Below are 16,434 nucleotides of genomic sequence, written 5' to 3'. Positions count from 1 at the left end.
GGCGCCAGGCTAACGAGTTGGGGGCGGCGGCTCAGGGGGGACGGCCGCGATTAGCACGTTCGGGTGATGCGTCAGTCCTTGGCGGCGGCCGGCAGCTCGCTGTCGGAGACCGTCACGTCCTGCTCGGGGACCGCCTGGCCGGAGCGGATCAGGTCGATCCGCCCCATCACCTTGGACCGCAGGTCGGTCGGTACGTCGTCCTGACCGCAGCAGCGCTTCACCAGCTTCTTCACGGCCTGTTCGAGGCCGTACTTCTCCAGGCAGGGAGAGCACTCACCGAAGTGCGTCTCGAACTTGGTGCAGTCGCTGTCGGGCATCTCCCGGTCGAGGAACTCATAGAGGTGGTCAAGGACCTCTGAGCAATCCGTCTCGTGCGGCTCTCCGCAGCTCATGAGCCCGAGCCTTTCCGATCGTCCGACTCACCGGCGCCCGCCGGCACGAGCCCGCGGTCACGGGCGTAGTCCTCCAGCATGCCGCGCAGTTGACGGCGGCCCCGGTGCAGTCGGGACATCACCGTACCGATGGGTGTCCCCATGATGTCCGCGATCTCCTTGTAGGCAAAGCCCTCGACATCGGCGAGATAGACCGCGATGCGGAACTCTTCGGGGATCGCCTGCAGCGCGGACTTCACATCGGAGTCGGGCAGGTGGTCGAGCGCCTGGGACTCGGCCGAGCGCAGACCGGTCGACATGTGCGACTCGGCGCGGGCCAGCTGCCAGTCCTCGATCTCCTCGGCGGCACTGCGCTGGGGTTCGCGCTGCTTCTTGCGGTACGAGTTGATGAAGGTATTGGTGAGGATGCGGTACATCCACGCCTTGAGGTTGGTCCCCTCACGGAACTGGTGGAAGGAGCCGTACGCCTTGGCGTACGTCTCCTGGACCAGGTCCTCGGCGTCCGCGGGGTTGCGCGTCATGCGCAGCGCGGCCGAGTACATCTGGTCGAGGAAACCGAGGGCATCGCGCTCGAAGCGCGCGTTGCGCTCGGCGGTCGTCTCCTGCGGGCGGCCGTCGTCGGTCCCTGTGTCGGTCCCAGTGACCGGACCCACCTCCTCCAACGCTGTGGCGGAGCCGAAACCGGACCCGCTCGAATCGGAGAATAGTCGACCTTGGTCCGGCGCGGGCTGTCGATCCGATCCGCTCAGTGCCCGCTCGGAAGTGGTCTTGGCCGCATGCAGCACCGTCCACTCCAGGTCAGCGGCGTTCGAGCGACGCGGGCAGATGGTCGAACCCATGCGACGGACTCCCTCTCCACATACGACGTTGGTGTACCGACATCCCGCACAACAGCGGCCCCTCGCCCAACATTCCCGGGTGCCGCGTCAGACGATTCCGGCCAGCCATCCGGTGACCGCGGAGGTGAGGATCTCCATCGCCTGATCCTCGGTCACCCCGGAGCGCTTGGGTACGGCGAAGCCGTGGTCCCCGTGCGGCACCTCGGTGATCCGGTACTCCCCCGGAGGGAATTCGGCGGGCCTGCCGAACGGGTCGTTGCCGCCCTGGACGACGAGCGTGGGCAGGCCGGAGGCCAGCAGCTCGTCCGCGCGGGACTTCTCCGGGCGGCCCGGAGGGTGCAGCGGGAAGCTGAGCGCGAGGACCGCGCGGGCGCCGAGTCCGGCAGCCGTGCGGCAGGCCACCCTGGCCCCGGCGCTGCGCCCGCCGGCGACGACCGGGAGCCCGGTGGCCGCCAGGATCGGCCACAGGTCGCGCCAGCCGGTGTCCAGGGTCTTCGGGGCGGGCGCGAGCTTCTTCCCGGCAACCCGCCAGGGCTGCTCCACCAGAGCGACGCTCACTCCGTGGGCGGGCAGTACGGCGGCCAGCGCCCGCAGGTCCCGGGCCTCGATGCCGCCGCCGGCCCCGTGGCCGAGGGCGAGCAGGAGACGGGGCTCACTCGCGGGCAGCCAGCTGATCCGGGCGGTCCCCGCCCCGGTCTCGACCGTCTCTGTGCGAGGGGCCTTCTCTGTGCGAGGGGCCTTCTCTGTACGAGGGGCCTTCTCTGCGTGGGGTTCCTTCTCGGTGGCGTTCACGCCTCCATCCAACCAACCCGCGGCGGGCCGGCCGGGGTCCGGCGCGTGGCTCAGAACAGCGTGCCGACCTCGGGCGCGGCCAGCTCGTCCATCAGCTCGGGGCCGTTGTTGCGGACGTTGCTGACGGCGGTGGCCACCGGGTAGGCCCGCATCAGCCCGCCGGGCGGGGGCGCGAGCAGGCCCCGCAGCTCCTCCAGATCGGTGCGGGAGGGGTCCAGCCAGTCGTCCCAGCGGTCCGGGGTGAGCATCAGCGGCATCCGGGGGTGGATGTCGGCGAGCGCGGCGGGGCCCTCGGCCGGGGCGACGGCGAGCGGGCTCGTCTCCGCCTCCGTGGTGATCACCGAGCAGGTCACCCACCAGGCCTGCGGATGGTCGTCCGGCAGGGTGCGGTCGCGCCAGAACTCGTAGAGCCCGGCCATCGCGAAGACGGAGCCGTCGGCGGGGGTCACGAAGTACGGCTGCTTGCGCGGCCGCTTCTTGCGGCCCTTCTCCTCCAGCTGCCGCTCCTCGCTGCCGGTCACCCACTCGTAATAGCCGTCGGCCGGCAGGATGCAGCGGCGCGAGACGAAGGGGCGGCGGAAGGACGGCTTCTCGTGCACGGTCTCGGCGCGGGCGTTGATCATCCGGGCGCCGCCCTCCGGCGATTTGGCCCAGGAGGGGACGAGCCCCCATTTCAGTGCGCGCAGCTGGCGAACCGGACGCCGGTCATCCGCGTCTTTCACCGGACGCTCCAGTACGGCGTAGACCTCCTTGGTCGGCGCCACGTTGTAGTCGGGCTCCAGGGTCTCCGCCGGTTCCCACTTCTCCACATGGAAAAGTCCGGTCAGATCCTCGGGCCGCCGACTCGCTGCATACCGTCCGCACATAAGTGCCAGACTGCCACGACCGTCATCCCGACCGGACGTCAATACCGCAAGGAGCCGCCCGCGCCATGGACAGCACCGATCTCGGCAATCTCTGGGACCGCGTCTTCGGCACCCAGCCGGCCCCCGAGCAGTGGCTGGTCGTGGTGACCGCCACGGCCGCGCTCATCGCTGTCGTGCCGAACGTCATATGGCGGCTCACCCGCAACGCGATCACCATCGCCCACGAGGGCGGTCACGGGCTGATCGCACTGCTCAGCGGCCGTCAGCTGTCGGGCATCCGGCTGCACTCGGACACCAGCGGGCTGACGGTGAGCCGGGGCAAGCCGACCGGCATCGGCATGGTCCTCACCGCGGCGGCGGGCTACACCGCGCCGCCGCTGCTCGGGCTGGGGGGCGCCTGGCTGCTGGCCGCCGGCCGGATCACGCTGCTGCTCTGGCTGGCCACGGCGCTGCTCGCGGTGATGCTGGTGATGATCCGCAATGTGTACGGGGCGCTGACGGTGATCTTCACCGGTTCGCTCTTCCTGCTGATGTCGTGGCTGGCCTCACCCGACTGGCAGTCGCTGTTCGCGTACAGCGCGGTCTGGTTCCTGCTGCTGGGCGGCGTGCGTCCGGCGTTCGAGCTCCAGTCCAAGCGGCGGCACGGCGGTGCGCCGGACTCGGACGCGGACCAGCTGTCCCGGCTGACGGACGTACCGGCGGCGCTGTGGCTGTTCCTGTTCCACGCCGTGTCGCTCTGCTCGCTGATCGGCGGCGGGCGCTGGCTGCTGGGTCTGTGACCCGCGGCCGGTCGCGGGGGCGCCACGCCCTTTACCACTCCTGCGTTACGTCCCGGTTTCCACTTATTTGATCAAGATCCGGGTTTGCGGGGAGCCATTAAAGTGAGCCCATGACCGAAAGTTCCGTGCACCCCGCCCTCTGGCCCGCCCCCCACGCGAGCGGAGCCGTCGACGCGACCGTCACCGTGCCCGGATCGAAGTCGGTCACAAATCGCGCCCTGGTGCTGGCCGCGCTCTCCTCCGAGCCCGGCTGGCTGCGCCGGCCGCTGCGCTCCCGCGACACCCTGCTGATGGCGGACGCGCTGCGCGCGATGGGCGTCGGCATCGAGGAGACGGTGTCCTCCAGCTCCTCGGTCGCGGGCGGCCCGGACGGCTCCGGCGAGGCCTGGCGGGTCATCCCGGCGGGGCTGCACGGCCCGGTCACCGTCGACGTCGGCAACGCGGGCACGGTCATGCGCTTCCTGCCCCCGGTGGCGGCCCTCGCGGACGGCCAGGTCCGCTTCGACGGCGACCCGCGCTCCTACGAGCGCCCGCTGACCGGGGTGATCGACGCCCTGCGGGTGCTGGGCGCCCGGATCGACGACGACGGCCGGGGTTCGCTGCCGATGACGGTGCACGGCGGCGGCGCGCTGGACGGCGGCCCCGTCGCGATCGACGCGTCCTCGTCCTCCCAGTTCGTCTCGGCGCTGCTGCTGTCCGCGCCGCGCTTCAACCAGGGCGTGGAGGTGCGCCACACCGGCGCCCGGCTCCCGTCCATGCCGCACATCCGGATGACCGTCGACATGCTGCGGGCTGTCGGCGCCCAGGTCGACGAGCCGGAGACGGGCGGCGAACCGAACGTCTGGCGGGTCTCCCCCTCCGCCCTGCTCGGCCGCGACCTGACCATCGAGCCGGACCTCTCCAACGCCCAGCCGTTCCTGGCCGCCGCGCTGGTCACCGGCGGCCGGGTCACCGTGCCGGACTGGCCGCAGCGCACCACGCAGCCCGGTGACGCGCTGCGCGAGATCTTCACCGCGATGGGCGGCAGCTGCGAATTGACCGAGCAGGGGCTGACCTTCACCGGATCGGGCCGGATCCACGGCATCGACGTCGACCTCGGCGAGGTCGGCGAGCTGACCCCGGGCATCGCGGCGGTCGCGGCCCTGGCCGACTCCCCCTCCACCCTGAGCGGCGTGGCCCATCTGCGGCTGCACGAGACGGACCGGCTCGCCGCGCTCACCAAGGAGATCAACGAGCTGGGCGGCGAGGTCACCGAGACCGCCGACGGCCTCCACATCCGGCCGAGGCCGCTGCACGGCGGTACCTTCCATACGTACGACGACCACCGGATGGCCACCGCCGGGGCCGTCATCGGCCTTGCCGTCCCCGGAGTGGAGATCGAGAACGTGGCGACAACCGCCAAGACCCTGCCCGACTTCCCGCAGATGTGGACCGGAATGCTCGGGGCCTGAGACATGCGCCGCTACGGCAAGAACCCCGACGAGGACGACATCCGGGTCCGCCCCAACCGCAAGGGCAACCGGCCCCGTACGCATACCCGCCCCAAGCACGAGGACGCCGAGGACGGCATGGTCCTCACCGTCGACCGCGGCCGCCTCACCTGTCTCGTCGAGGGCCGCACGGTCATCGCGATGAAGGCCCGTGAGCTGGGCCGCAAGGCCGCCGTGGTGGGCGACACCGTCTCCATCGTCGGTGACCTCTCCGGCGACAAGGACACCCTCGCCCGGATCGTCCGGATCGGTGAACGCCGCTCGGTACTGCGCCGGACGGCCGACGACGACGATCCGTTCGAACGCGTGGTGGTCGCCAACGCCGACCAGCTCGCGATCGTCACCGCGCTGGCCGATCCGGAACCCCGCCCGCGCATGATCGACCGCTGTCTGGTCGCCGCGTACGACGGCGGGCTCTCGCCCCTCCTGGTGCTGACCAAATCCGATCTGGCCTCCCCGGACAAGCTGCTGGAGGCCTACACCCCGCTGGGCGTGCCGTTCATCGTCACCAACCGCGAGGAGCTGGAGAACGGCGACGCGGCGGAGCGGGTCCGCGAGCAGCTGAACGACCGGGTGACGGCCTTCGTCGGGCACTCCGGTGTCGGAAAGACGACGCTGGTCAACGCCCTGGTGCCGAAGGACAGACGGCGTACCACCGGGGTCGTCAACGCGGTCACCGGGCGCGGCCGCCACACCACCACCTCCGCGCTGGCGCTCCCGCTGCCGGACTACCGGGGCTGGGTGATCGACACCCCCGGCGTCCGCTCCTTCGGCCTGCACCACATCGACCCGTCCCGGGTCATCAACGCCTTCCCCGACCTCCAGCCCGGCACCGAGGAGTGCCCGCGCGGCTGCACCCACGACAGCCAGCAACCGGAATGCGCGCTGGACGCCTGGGTGGCGGCCGGGCACGCCGATCCGGCCCGGCTGGACTCGCTGCGCCGGCTGCTCTCCACCCGGGAGCGACGCGAAGGCGACTGATCCGGGTACGTTTGCGATCACTCGCCACCGGTAAGTGCATAATCACGAATCACGCCCGGCGTAAGAGGCGGTCACCGATGCGGGAGGGGCACTGACGATGGCGTGGCTGCTGGTCGTGGTCGCGGGACTTCTGGAGACGGGCTTCGCCGTCTGTCTGAAGCTCTCGCACGGCTTCACCCGGCTCTGGCCGACCATCGCGTTCTGCATCTTCGCGCTCGGCAGCTTCGGTCTGCTGACCATGTCGCTGAAGAAGCTCGACGTCGGGCCCGCCTACGCGGTGTGGACCGGCATCGGCGCGGCGGGCACCGCCATCTACGGCATGATCTTCCTCGACGACGTGGTCTCCACGCTCAAGCTGATCTCGATCTCGCTGGTGATCCTCGGCGTGATCGGTCTCCAGCTCTCGGGATCCTCGCACTGAGCGCACTGAGCGCACTGAGCGCACTGAGCGCACTGAGCGCTCTGACCGCTCTGACCGCTCTGACCTCACCGGCCTCGGTGGCTCAGGCGGGCACGGCCTTCTGGGGGAAGTGGCAGGCGGCCGTGTGGCCCGTCCGGTCCAAGACCGGCACCTCGCTCTCGCAGCGCCCCCGCTCCTGCCCGTCCAGCTCCGCGTAGACCGGGCAGCGCGAGCGGAACCGGCAGCCCTCGTGGAGCCGGGTCGGACTCGGCGGGTCGCCCGGCAGCAGGATCCTGGCCCGCCGGCGCTCCCGCTCCGGGTCCGGCAGCGGCACGGCCGACAGCAGTGCCCGGGTGTACGGGTGCGCCGGGTGCTCGAAGACCTCCTCCGCGGTGCCCGACTCGACCGTGCGGCCGAGGTAGACCACGCTCACCCGGTCCGCGATGTGCCGCACCACGGAGAGATCGTGCGAGACGAAGAGGTAGGCGAGCCCCAGCTCGGCCTTGAGCCGCTGGAGCAGGTTGAGGACCCCGGCCTGCACGGACACGTCGAGCGCGGACACCGGCTCGTCCAGCACCAGCAGTTCGGGTTCGACGGAGAGCGCGCGGGCGATCCCGACGCGCTGGCGCTGTCCGCCCGAGAACTCGTGCGGGAACCGCCCCGCGTGCCCCGGTTCGAGGCCCACCTGCGCGAGCAGTTCGGGGATCCGCCGTGCCACGGTCGCCCGCTCCGCGCGCTGGGCGCGCAGTGGTTCGGCGACGATGTCCCCGACCGTCATCCGGGGGTCGAGGCTGGCCATCGGGTCCTGGAAGACGATCTGGACCCGGCTGCGCAGTGCCTTGCGGTCGCGCTTGGAGAGTCCGTCGAGCGAGCGTCCGAACAGCTCGATCTCACCTCCCTCGGGGCGGACGAGGTTCAGCAGTTCGAACAGGGTGGTGGATTTCCCCGAGCCGGACTCACCGACCAGGGCGAGCGTCTCACCGGCCCGGATGTCGAGGTCGACGCCGTCCACCGCGTGGATGCTGCCGACGCGCCGTTTGAACGCGGTGCCCTTGAGGACCGGGAAGGTCTTGGTGAGCCCGGTGACGCGCAGCACCGGGTCGCCGGGCGGCCGGGAGCGGGCCGGGATCGCCGGTACGGGGAAGACCTCGGCCGGGGAGAGCTCGCGGCCGGCGATCTCGTCGGCGCGTACGCAGGCGGCGAGATGCGCGTCTCCCGCGCCCCCTGCCAGTGGCGGTTCCGCGACCGTGCAGCGGTCCTCGGCCAGCGGGCAGCGCGGCGCGAAGGCGCAGCCCCGCGGCAGCCGGCCCGCCGCGGGCGGGGAGCCGGGGATGGGGACCAGCACGTCGGACGGGCCGTCGAGCCGCGGCACCGCGCCGATCAGCCCGAGGGTGTAGGGCATCCGGGGGCGCCGGAAGAGCTCCGCCGCCGGTGCGGTCTCCACGATGCGGCCGGCGTACATCACCGCGACCCGGTCGGCCGCCCCGGCGATCACCCCGAGGTCGTGGCTGACCAGGAGCAGCGCGGCGCCGGTCTCCCGCTGGGCGGTGCGCAGGACGTCCAGGACCTGCGCCTGGACGGTGACGTCGAGGGCGGTGGTCGGCTCGTCGGCGACGATGACGTCCGGGTCGTTGGCGATGGCCATGGCGATCATGGCGCGCTGCCGCATGCCCCCGGAGAACTCGTGGGGGAAGGCCTGCGCCCGGGTCCGGGGTTCGGGTATGCCGACGAGGTCCAGCAGGTCCACGGCCTCGGCGCGGGCGCGTTCGCGGGAGACGGTGCGGTGGGCGCGGATGGCCTCGGCGATCTGGTCGCCGATCCGGTACACGGGGGTGAAGGCGGAGAGCGGGTCCTGGAAGACCATGCCGATGCGGTTGCCGCGTACCGACGACAGCAAGCGGTCGTCCGCCCCGACGAGCTCGGCCGCCCCGCTCCCGTCGGCGCCGGCCCCGAGCCGGACGGATCCCCGTACGCCCGCGCCGGACGGCAGCAGCCCCATCACGGCGAGGGCGGTGGCCGACTTCCCCGACCCCGACTCCCCCACCAGGCCGAGCACTTCGCCCCTGCGCAGGGTGAAGCCGACACCGCGCACGGCCGCGACGCCGCCGAAGTCGACGGCGAGGTCCGTCACTTCCAGTACGTCGGTCGTGTCCAGTACGTCGGTCGTGCTCATCGACTCTTCTCCCTCTTGTTCTTCTTCTCTCTGTTCTTCTTCTCTCTTCCGCCGGTCGGGTCGAGCGCGTCGCGCAGTCCGTCACCGGCCAGGTTCACCGCGAGGACGAAGACGATGAGCAGCCCGGCGGGGAAGAAGAACATCCACGGGTACGTCACCGCGCCGCCGGTCGTGGAGGCGATCAGCGTGCCGAGCGACACGTCGGGCGACTGCACCCCGAAGCCGAAGTAGGAGAGTGCCGTCTCACTCATCACGGCCCCGCCGACCGCGATGGTCGCGTCGATGATGAGGAAGGAGGCGACGTTCGGCAGGATGTGCCGCCAGATGACGCGGAAGGGGCCGACGCCCATGTACCGGGCGGCCTGGACGAATTCGCGTTCCTTGAGGGAGAGCGTCATCGAGCGCACCACCCGTGCGGTGATCATCCAGCCGAAGACCGCGAGCAGCCCGACGAAGGCGATCCAGCCGCCGCGCAGCCTGGGCGAGATGATCGCGATGATCAGGAAGGCCGGGAAGACCAGCAGCAGGTCGATGCCGAACATCAGCAGCCGGTCCGTCCAGCCGCCGAAGTAGCCCGCGCAGGCACCGGCCAGGGAGGCGAGCACGGTCGAGAACAACGCCACCATCAGCCCGATCAGCAGCGACTTCTGGAGTCCGCGAACCGTCTGGGCGAAGACGTCCTGGCCGATCCGGTTGGTCCCCCACCAGTGCCGGCTGTCCGGTCCTTCGCGCAGCGCGGTGTAGTCGATGTGGGTGTAGTCCCAGTGGCTGATCAGTGGTCCGGCGAAGGCGAGCACGAAGAGCAGCAGCAGGACGGCCCCTCCGGCGAGCGCCCCGCGGTTGTGTACGAAACGGCGCAGCACCACGCCCGCCCGGCCGGCCGGGCGGGGCGGCTCGGCTCCCCCGGCGGCGGCGTCCGCGGCGGTCTCTATGACAGCGGTCATGACAGTCGTACTCCTCGGAGGGTGTTCAGGCGTTCCGGATGCGCGGGTCGAGCGCGGCATGCAGAACATCCGCGAGGAAGCCGGACAGCAGGACCATCACGGCGGCGAACACATTGACGGCGACGACGGAGTTGACGTCGTTCTTGCCGACGGACGAGACGAACCACTCGCCCATCCCGTGCCAGCCGAAGATCGTCTCGGTGAAGGTGGCGCCGGTGAACAGGGCCAGGAATCCGTAGCTGAAGTACGTCGACATGGGGATGAGGGCGGTGCGCAGGCCGTGCTTGAAGAGGGCGGTGTTGCGGGTGAGTCCCTTGGCCTGGGCGGTGCGCAGGTAGTCGGAGCCGAGGACGTCGAGCATGGTGGAGCGCTGGTAGCGGCTGTAGCTCGCGATGGTGCCGAGTGCGATGGAGACGGTGGGCAGCAGCAGGTGCACCGACCGGTCCTTGAGCACGGTCCAGAATCCGGAGTCCACTCCGGGGCTCTTCTCGCCGGTGAACTTGATGACGTCGCTGCCGGTGCGCTGGTTGAACCAGATGGCCGCGATCTTCAGCAGGACGGCCAGCAGGAACACGGGCGTCGACAGGAGGACGAAGGAGAGCACAGTGGTCAGCCGGTCGGAGAGCCGGTACTGACGGATGGCGGTCCAGGCGCCCGCGAGCACGCCGATCACGGTCCCGAGCACGGTGCCGAGCAGCAGCAGCCGCAGGCTGACCCCGATCCGGCGCCCGAACTCCTCCCCCACGGAGGTGCCGTCGATGGTCTGCCCGAGGTTCCCGTGCGCGACGTGCCCGGCCCAGGTGGTGAAGCGGGAGAGCAGCGGCTGGTGGTCGTTGACCCCGAGCGCGGTGAGGTGGTGGTCGACGGAGACCGGCGACAGCGGCGGTTGCCGCCCCTCGTAGTACGCGCGCGGGTCGAGCGCCAGTGAGGCCAGCAGATACGAGAGACAGACGGCGGCCAGCAACAGGACTACGTAGTAGGCGAGTCGCTTGGCCAGGAACGCGGCCACTGGTGTTGGTCCTTTGCTGGGGCGTTCAGGAGTCGGGCGAGGGGATCGCCACCGCGGCAGGCTCCATCGGTGCAGGTGGTCAGGGTGCGGGACCAGCTTGCCGGTTGATTGTTGCGGCCATGCAAAGAAAATATGAAAGCACTCCGGCTGCCCTCCCGCCGTGCCCGTGGATGGATCTACGGTCTGCGGAGCCTGTGGCCCCGATCGGGCCGCACCGAACCGGAGGAATGAAGCCCGATGCGCAGAACCACCCTGATCGCCATCGCCGCAGCCGTGTCGGCCACCCTGGCGGTGAGTGGCTGCGATTCCTCCGACGGGGACGGAAAGGCGCCCAGGAAGCAGGCGGCGCCCAAGGCCGACGGGCAGAGCATCAACGCCCACCCGGCGAGCGACCTGAAGCAGGGCGGGTCACTGCGGTTCGGCATCGATCAGTGGATCACGCAGTACAACATCAACCAGGTCGACGGCCAGCAGGGCGACGCCCAGGACATCATCACGGCTGTGCTCCCCGATCTGTTCGACTCCGACGCCAAGGGCGCGATCCACGCCAACCCGGACTTCCTCGTCTCTGCGAAGGTCACCTCGACCAGCCCCCAGGTGGTGGAGTACCAGCTCAACCCGGAGGCCAAGTGGTCCGACGGCAAGCCGCTGGGCTGGAAGGACTTCCGGGCCCAGTGGAAGGCGCTGAACGGCTCCGACGACGCCTACGAAGCCGTCGACACCTCGGGCTACGAGCAGATCTCCAAGGTCGAGCAGGGGTCCGGCGCGCACGGCGTGAAGATCACCTTCTCCTCGCCGTACGCCGACTGGCAGCGCCTCTTCGACCCGCTGTACCCGGCCCCGTACATCGACACCCCGGAGAAGTTCAACAAGGGCTGGTCACAGAAGGCCCTGGTGACCAGCAGCGCCTTCAAGGTCGGCAGGTACGACAAGACCGCGCAGACCATCACCCTCGTCCCTGACCCCAAGTGGTGGGGGGACAAGCCGAAGCTGGATTCGGTCGTATACCGCGTCATCGACTCCGCGGCGAAGACCGAGGCGTATCTCAACAAGGAGATCGACCAGGCGCCCGCCCTGCTTCCCGAGGACTACAAGCGCCTGGTCAAGGCCCCGGACACCGACATCAGGCGAGGAGCGCGCTGGGACGAGGTGCACATCACCCTCAACGGCGGCCGCGGTCCGCTGAAGGATCTGGGGGTGCGTCACGCCGTCTCCGCGGCGATCAACCGCGACGGCGTCAACGAGAGCTTCAGCAAGGACCTCTCCTTCGAACTGAAGCCGCTGAACAACCACTTCTTCATGCCCAACCAGGAGGGGTACCAGGACAACTCCAGCGAGTTCGACAAGTACGACCCCGAGAAGGCGAAGAAGCTGCTGGACGCGGCGGGCTGGAAGGACCAGGGAGAGGGCAAGCCGCGCACCAAGGGCGGCAAGCAGCTCACGCTCGACTACACCCTGAGCGCGGGCTCCACGTCGTCCGCCACGGACCAGGCCGAGCTGGTGCAGCAGATGCTCGGCGCGGTCGGGATCAAGGTGAACATCAAGCAGGTGCCCGCGAACGACTACTTCAATAAGTTCGTCAACACCGGCAACTTCGACATCGTCAGCTTCCGCAACGTCGATGCCGTCTACCAGACGATGCTCACCCCCGTCTTCATCAGTCCCAAGGGGAAGAACCTCTTCCAGAACTTCGGTTCGGTCGGCTCCCCGAAGGTCGACGCGCTGCTGACGAAGGCCGCCGGAACCACCGACCACGCCGAGGCCGTCAAGCTGTACAACGAGGCCGACGTCGAGATCTGGAAGCTCGGTCACTCCATCGAGCTCTACCAGCGCCCGCAGATCAACGCGGTCCGCAAGGGCCTGGCCAACTTCGGCGCGTCCGGGCTGGGCAGCACGGACTACGCCAAGGTCGGCTGGCTCAAGTGACCTCCGCCCCCGTCGCACCGTGACCGGTTCCGGCAGCCGCACGCGCGGCCCGCTCCACCACGTCCCGCACCAGCGGCACCCCGTCCCCCGCCGTCCCGTCCCCCGGCACCTCGGGGGACGGGGGCACCAGGGCGTACGACAGGGCGAGTCGCAGCACGAGTTCGCAGGTCGCCGCCAGCGCCGCGGGGTCACGCGGCGGGCTCCCTCCGTCATCCAGCGCGGCCACCACACGGTCCCTGATCCGGTCGAGCAGTTCGGCGGGCGTCGGCGGCCCGGGGTCGGCCCGGCGCCGCGCCGGGACGAGCGCGCCGGGCGGCGGGGTCGGGCGGGGCGGCCGGATGGGGTGACGCCGATGGCGCTGGTGGGGCTGACAGGGCTGGTGGGGCGGGCCCGGTAATCGGTCCCCCCAGCAGCCGGTGAGCAGCCCCCGGACCAGGTCGTCCTTCCGGGTGGCCCGGACCGTCCAGGCGGCGGTGGCGGCCAGCTTGTCGCCATTGCCGCTCGCTGTCCGCAGCGCCCGTTCGACACCGGCCAGATAGGTGTCGGCGGCCCGGCCGACCAGAGCGCGGGCCAGGCCGTCCTTGCCGCCGAACTCGTTGTGGAGGGTCTGCCGGGAGACTCCGGCGGCGGCTGCCACGTCGACCATCCGTACGGCCCGCCAGGGCCGGGTGGTCAGGGCCGCGCGGGCGGCGTCCAGCAGTGCTTCTCGCGCTGTCGGCATCGTTGCCTCCCACGCCGGGGCCTGCGTTTCAGAGTTGACGCGCTCCCCCGGACTGTCAAGAGTTCAAGCAGCGTCGGGGCCATGTGGCCCCGTTCACCAGCGGTCGATACTGTGACGGTCATGCCCGACTACCACGATGATCTGCGCCTTGCCCACGTGCTGGCCGACGCCGCCGACGCGACGACGATGGACCGGTTCAAGGCCCTGGACCTCAAGGTCGAGACCAAGCCGGACATGACGCCGGTGACCGAGGCCGACAAGTCCACGGAGGAGCTGATCCGCGGCCACCTCCACCGGGCCCGCCCGCGCGACGCGATCCTGGGCGAGGAGTTCGGGGTCGAGGGGACCGGCCCCCGGCGCTGGGTGATCGACCCGATCGACGGCACCAAGAACTACGTACGCGGTGTGCCGGTCTGGGCGACGCTGATCTCGCTGATGGAGGCGGGCGAGGACGGCTTCCAGCCGGTCGTCGGCCTGGTGTCCGCGCCCGCGCTGAACCGGCGCTGGTGGGCGGCGAAGGGCGCGGGCGCGTTCACCGGCCGCAGCCTGACCTCTGCGTCCCGGCTGCAGGTCTCGAAGGTCGAGCGGATCGCGGACTCCTCGTTCGCGTACTCCTCGCTGACCGGCTGGGAGGAGCAGGGCCGGCTCGACGGCTTCATGGATCTGACCCGGGCCTGCTGGCGCACCCGTGGGTACGGGGACTTCTGGCCGTACATGATGGTCGCCGAGGGATCGGTCGACATCTGCGCGGAGCCGGAGCTCTCGCTCTGGGACATGGCGGCGAACGCGATCATCGTGGAGGAGGCGGGCGGCCGTTTCACCAGCCTGGACGGGGTCCCCGGACCGGGCGGCGGCAACGCGGCGGCCTCGAACGGAACGCTCCACCACGAACTGCTGGGTTATCTGAACCAGCGCTACTGACCGTGCCGGACCGGGCCGTACGGCGCTGAGCAGGCGCACCGGCCACCGGAGGGGCGTGCCGCACCACCGCACGCCCCTCCGATGATCTTCACCACCCCTTGTTGCCACCTCTGATCGGTGCGACTCTGAGAGTCCCCCCGCTTGTGAACTTGTGAACCGACTCACAGAGTCGCTCACGAAGGAGGTGGCTCCCTTCATGCTCGTACGTGACGCCATGAGCACGGTGGTCCTCACCATCGGCCCCACCCACACCCTCCGCCAGGCAGCGCGGCTGATGTCGGCGCGCCGGATCGGAGCAGCGGTCGTCCACGACCCGGACACCTGCGGTCTCGGCATCATCACCGAACGCGACATCCTCAACGCGGTCGGCTCCGGCCAGAACCCCGACGTCGAGACCGCCGCCGGCCACACCACCACCGACGTGGTCTTCGCCGCACCGGCCTGGACCCTGGAGGAGGCGGCCGAGGCCATGACCCACGGCGGTTTCCGGCATCTGATCGTGCTGGACGACAACGGCCCGGTCGGCGTCGTCTCCGTGCGCGACATCATCCGCTGCTGGGCGACGACAGGCCGCCACCCCGCGGCCCTGGTCGGCTGAGGTGGGCATACGGAACGGCCGGCCGGCCCCCGTGCGGGGGAACCGGCCGGCCGGGGCAGGCGGCTGTCAGCCGCGGAGGGCCTGGACCGCCGCTTCCAGCCGCTTGCCGAAGTCACCGTCGGCCTGACGGAAGTTGTTGATCGCGCGCTCGGCTATGTCGTCGCGCGAGACCTTCGCGATGAACCCGGCGAGGTTGTCGATCAGCCGGGCCTTCTCGTCCTCGGAGTAGAGCCGGTAGAGGTTGCCCGCCTGGACGAAGTCGTCGTCCTCCGCGTGCGCGGCGGCCTCGTGGGTGCCCGTGGAGCCGGTGACCTGGGTGGGCTCCCAGAGCGGGCGGCCGGTCTCGACCGGGCCCCCGAAGCTGTTCGGCTCGTAGTTCTTGGCGCCCTTGTGGCGGCCGTCGTAGAGGTAGCCGTCCCGGCCGTGCGTCCGCGCCTCGGCGGCGTGCGGGCGGTTCACCGGCAGGTGATCGGCGTTGATGCCGACCCGGTAGCGGTGCGCGTCGCCGTACGCGAAGAGGCGGCCCTGGAGCATCTTGTCCGGGGACGGGCCGATGCCGGGAACGAAGTGCGCGGGGCTGAAGATCGACTGCTCGGTCTCCGCGAAGACGTTGTCCGGGTTCCGGTTCAACTCCAGCCTGCCGATCTCGACCGGCGGGTAGTCCTCGTGCGGCCACACCTTGGTGAGGTCGAACGGGTTGAAGCGGTAACCGGCCGCCTCCGCCGCCGGCATGATCTGCACCTGCACGGTCCAGGACGGGAACTCGCCGCGCTCGATGGACTCGCGCAGATCGCGCTGGTGGCTGTCCGGGTCCTCGCCGGCCAGCTTGTTGGCCTCGTCCTGGGTGAGGTTCTTGATGCCCTGGTCGGTCTTGAAGTGGTACTTGACCCAGAAGACCTCGCCGGCCTCGTTGTTCCACTGGTAGGTGTGCGAGCCGTACCCGTTCATGTGGCGCAACGTGGCGGGGATGCCCCGGTCACCGAAGAGCCAGGTCACCTGGTGGGTGGACTCGGGCGACAGACCCCAGAAGTCCCAGACGTTGTCCGCCTCCTGCGAGCCGGTGTACGGGTCGCGCTTCTGGGTGTGGATGAAGTCGGGGAACTTGATGGCGTCCTTGATGAAGAACACCGGGGTGTTGTTGCCGACGAGGTCGTAGTTGCCGTCCTCGGTGTAGAACTTCAGCGCGAAGCCGCGGGGGTCACGCACCGCGTCGGCGGAGCCGAGGTTGCCGGCGACGGTGGAGAAGCGCAGGAACGTCTCGGTCTGCTTGCCGACCTCGGAGAGGAACTTCGCCCGCGTCCACTGCGAGACGTCGCGGGTCAGCGTGAACGTGCCGTACGCACCGGCGCCCCGGGCGTGCACGATGCGCTCCGGGATGCGCTCACGGTTGAAGTGCGCGAGCTTCTCCATCAGCGACTGGTCCTGCACCAGCACCGGACCGCCGATGCCGGCGGTCTGGCTGTTCTGGTTGTCGGCGACCGGCGCTCCGGTCTCTGTGGTGAGCGGTCCCTGCGTCACGTGCGCCTCCTGCGTCATTCCTGCACATTCGTCATGTCGTCATGCCGTGCACAGCCTGTCCCCTGGCCTGCTTCAAACATGATCC

General features: G+C 70.2%; 16 protein-coding genes. 7 read left to right on the top strand and 9 right to left on the bottom strand.

What is annotated here, in order from left to right; all coding sequences use genetic code 11:
- Positions 1-71: 71 nt before the first annotated feature.
- The 4 genes from rsrA to ACFVQ0_RS12560 form a co-directional block, all read right to left on the bottom strand.
- Positions 72-392: a mycothiol system anti-sigma-R factor gene (rsrA, locus tag ACFVQ0_RS12575; protein WP_073737027.1), complete on the bottom strand. Its 321-nt coding sequence runs from the start codon at positions 390-392 to the stop codon at positions 72-74.
- Complete coding sequence (locus tag ACFVQ0_RS12570; RefSeq protein ID WP_018105559.1) at positions 389-1,045, bottom strand: sigma-70 family RNA polymerase sigma factor; 657 nt, start codon at positions 1,043-1,045, stop codon at positions 389-391. The genes rsrA and ACFVQ0_RS12570 overlap by 4 nt, the downstream gene beginning before the upstream one ends.
- 273 nt (positions 1,046-1,318) lie before the next feature.
- Positions 1,319-1,906, bottom strand: a complete 588-nt coding sequence (locus ACFVQ0_RS12565; RefSeq protein ID WP_390087798.1) for an alpha/beta family hydrolase — start codon at positions 1,904-1,906, stop codon at positions 1,319-1,321.
- Between the two features lie 167 nt (positions 1,907-2,073).
- Positions 2,074-2,889, bottom strand: coding sequence for an SOS response-associated peptidase (locus tag ACFVQ0_RS12560; RefSeq protein WP_390087142.1), 816 nt, complete (start codon positions 2,887-2,889; stop codon positions 2,074-2,076).
- Between the two features lie 65 nt (positions 2,890-2,954).
- Here ACFVQ0_RS12560 and ACFVQ0_RS12555 point away from each other — a divergent pair, with 65 nt between their 5' ends.
- The 4 genes from ACFVQ0_RS12555 to ACFVQ0_RS12540 all read left to right on the top strand — a co-directional run bounded on the left by ACFVQ0_RS12555 (position 2,955) and on the right by ACFVQ0_RS12540 (position 6,560).
- Complete coding sequence (locus ACFVQ0_RS12555; RefSeq protein WP_390087140.1) at positions 2,955-3,668, top strand: M50 family metallopeptidase; 714 nt, start codon at positions 2,955-2,957, stop codon at positions 3,666-3,668.
- Between the two features lie 110 nt (positions 3,669-3,778).
- Positions 3,779-5,119 carry a 3-phosphoshikimate 1-carboxyvinyltransferase gene (gene aroA / locus ACFVQ0_RS12550; protein ID WP_073737032.1) on the top strand — a complete coding sequence of 447 codons (1,341 nt, stop codon included), beginning with the start codon at positions 3,779-3,781 and terminating at the stop codon, positions 5,117-5,119.
- Positions 5,120-5,122: 3 nt separating this feature from the next.
- On the top strand, positions 5,123-6,139 hold the full coding sequence (gene rsgA / locus ACFVQ0_RS12545; RefSeq protein WP_073737033.1) for a ribosome small subunit-dependent GTPase A: 1,017 nt from the start codon (positions 5,123-5,125) through the stop codon (positions 6,137-6,139).
- Between the two features lie 97 nt (positions 6,140-6,236).
- A complete protein-coding gene (locus ACFVQ0_RS12540) occupies positions 6,237-6,560 on the top strand; it encodes a DMT family transporter (RefSeq protein WP_384130565.1) in 324 nt (107 codons plus the stop codon).
- A gap of 82 nt (positions 6,561-6,642) precedes the next feature.
- On the opposite strand, the gene ACFVQ0_RS12535 is transcribed toward ACFVQ0_RS12540, so the two are convergent.
- From ACFVQ0_RS12535 to ACFVQ0_RS12525, 3 genes are read right to left on the bottom strand one after another with little or no spacing between them, the layout of a single operon-like run.
- The gene (locus ACFVQ0_RS12535; protein WP_390087137.1) at positions 6,643-8,712 is read right to left on the bottom strand and encodes a dipeptide ABC transporter ATP-binding protein; all 2,070 of its coding nucleotides are present in this window, start codon (positions 8,710-8,712) and stop codon (positions 6,643-6,645) included.
- The gene (locus ACFVQ0_RS12530; protein WP_390087136.1) at positions 8,709-9,656 is read right to left on the bottom strand and encodes an ABC transporter permease; all 948 of its coding nucleotides are present in this window, start codon (positions 9,654-9,656) and stop codon (positions 8,709-8,711) included. The genes ACFVQ0_RS12535 and ACFVQ0_RS12530 overlap by 4 nt, the downstream gene beginning before the upstream one ends.
- 25 nt (positions 9,657-9,681) lie before the next feature.
- Entirely contained in the window at positions 9,682-10,665 is a 984-nt protein-coding gene (locus ACFVQ0_RS12525; RefSeq protein WP_390087134.1) for an ABC transporter permease, read from the bottom strand.
- 237 nt (positions 10,666-10,902) lie between these two features.
- On the opposite strand from ACFVQ0_RS12525, the gene ACFVQ0_RS12520 reads away from it, so the two are divergent.
- Positions 10,903-12,591 carry an ABC transporter family substrate-binding protein gene (locus ACFVQ0_RS12520; RefSeq protein WP_390087132.1) on the top strand — a complete coding sequence of 563 codons (1,689 nt, stop codon included), beginning with the start codon at positions 10,903-10,905 and terminating at the stop codon, positions 12,589-12,591.
- On the opposite strand, the gene ACFVQ0_RS12515 is transcribed toward ACFVQ0_RS12520, so the two are convergent.
- On the bottom strand, positions 12,584-13,312 hold the full coding sequence (locus ACFVQ0_RS12515; protein ID WP_390087130.1) for a TetR/AcrR family transcriptional regulator: 729 nt from the start codon (positions 13,310-13,312) through the stop codon (positions 12,584-12,586). The two genes, ACFVQ0_RS12520 and ACFVQ0_RS12515, sit on opposite strands and share 8 nt — an antisense overlap.
- Positions 13,313-13,432: 120 nt before the next feature.
- Between ACFVQ0_RS12515 and hisN the strand changes: the two genes are divergently transcribed.
- Together hisN and ACFVQ0_RS12505 are read left to right on the top strand one after the other, a co-directional pair.
- Positions 13,433-14,233, top strand: coding sequence for a histidinol-phosphatase (gene hisN, locus ACFVQ0_RS12510; RefSeq protein ID WP_390087129.1), 801 nt, complete (start codon positions 13,433-13,435; stop codon positions 14,231-14,233).
- Between the two features lie 196 nt (positions 14,234-14,429).
- Entirely contained in the window at positions 14,430-14,831 is a 402-nt protein-coding gene (locus ACFVQ0_RS12505; protein WP_390087128.1) for a cyclic nucleotide-binding/CBS domain-containing protein, read from the top strand.
- A gap of 66 nt (positions 14,832-14,897) precedes the next feature.
- Here the strand turns inward: ACFVQ0_RS12505 and ACFVQ0_RS12500 are convergent, their stop codons facing one another.
- Positions 14,898-16,367, bottom strand: coding sequence for a catalase (locus tag ACFVQ0_RS12500; RefSeq protein WP_390087126.1), 1,470 nt, complete (start codon positions 16,365-16,367; stop codon positions 14,898-14,900).
- Positions 16,368-16,434: the final 67 nt, after the last annotated feature.

Origin of the sequence: Streptomyces sp. NPDC057900 (genome assembly GCF_042887885.1) — a bacterium.
In the GTDB taxonomy this organism is placed as follows: domain Bacteria; phylum Actinomycetota; class Actinomycetes; order Streptomycetales; family Streptomycetaceae; genus Streptomyces.
This window is presented reverse-complemented; position numbering and strand designations above follow the sequence as displayed.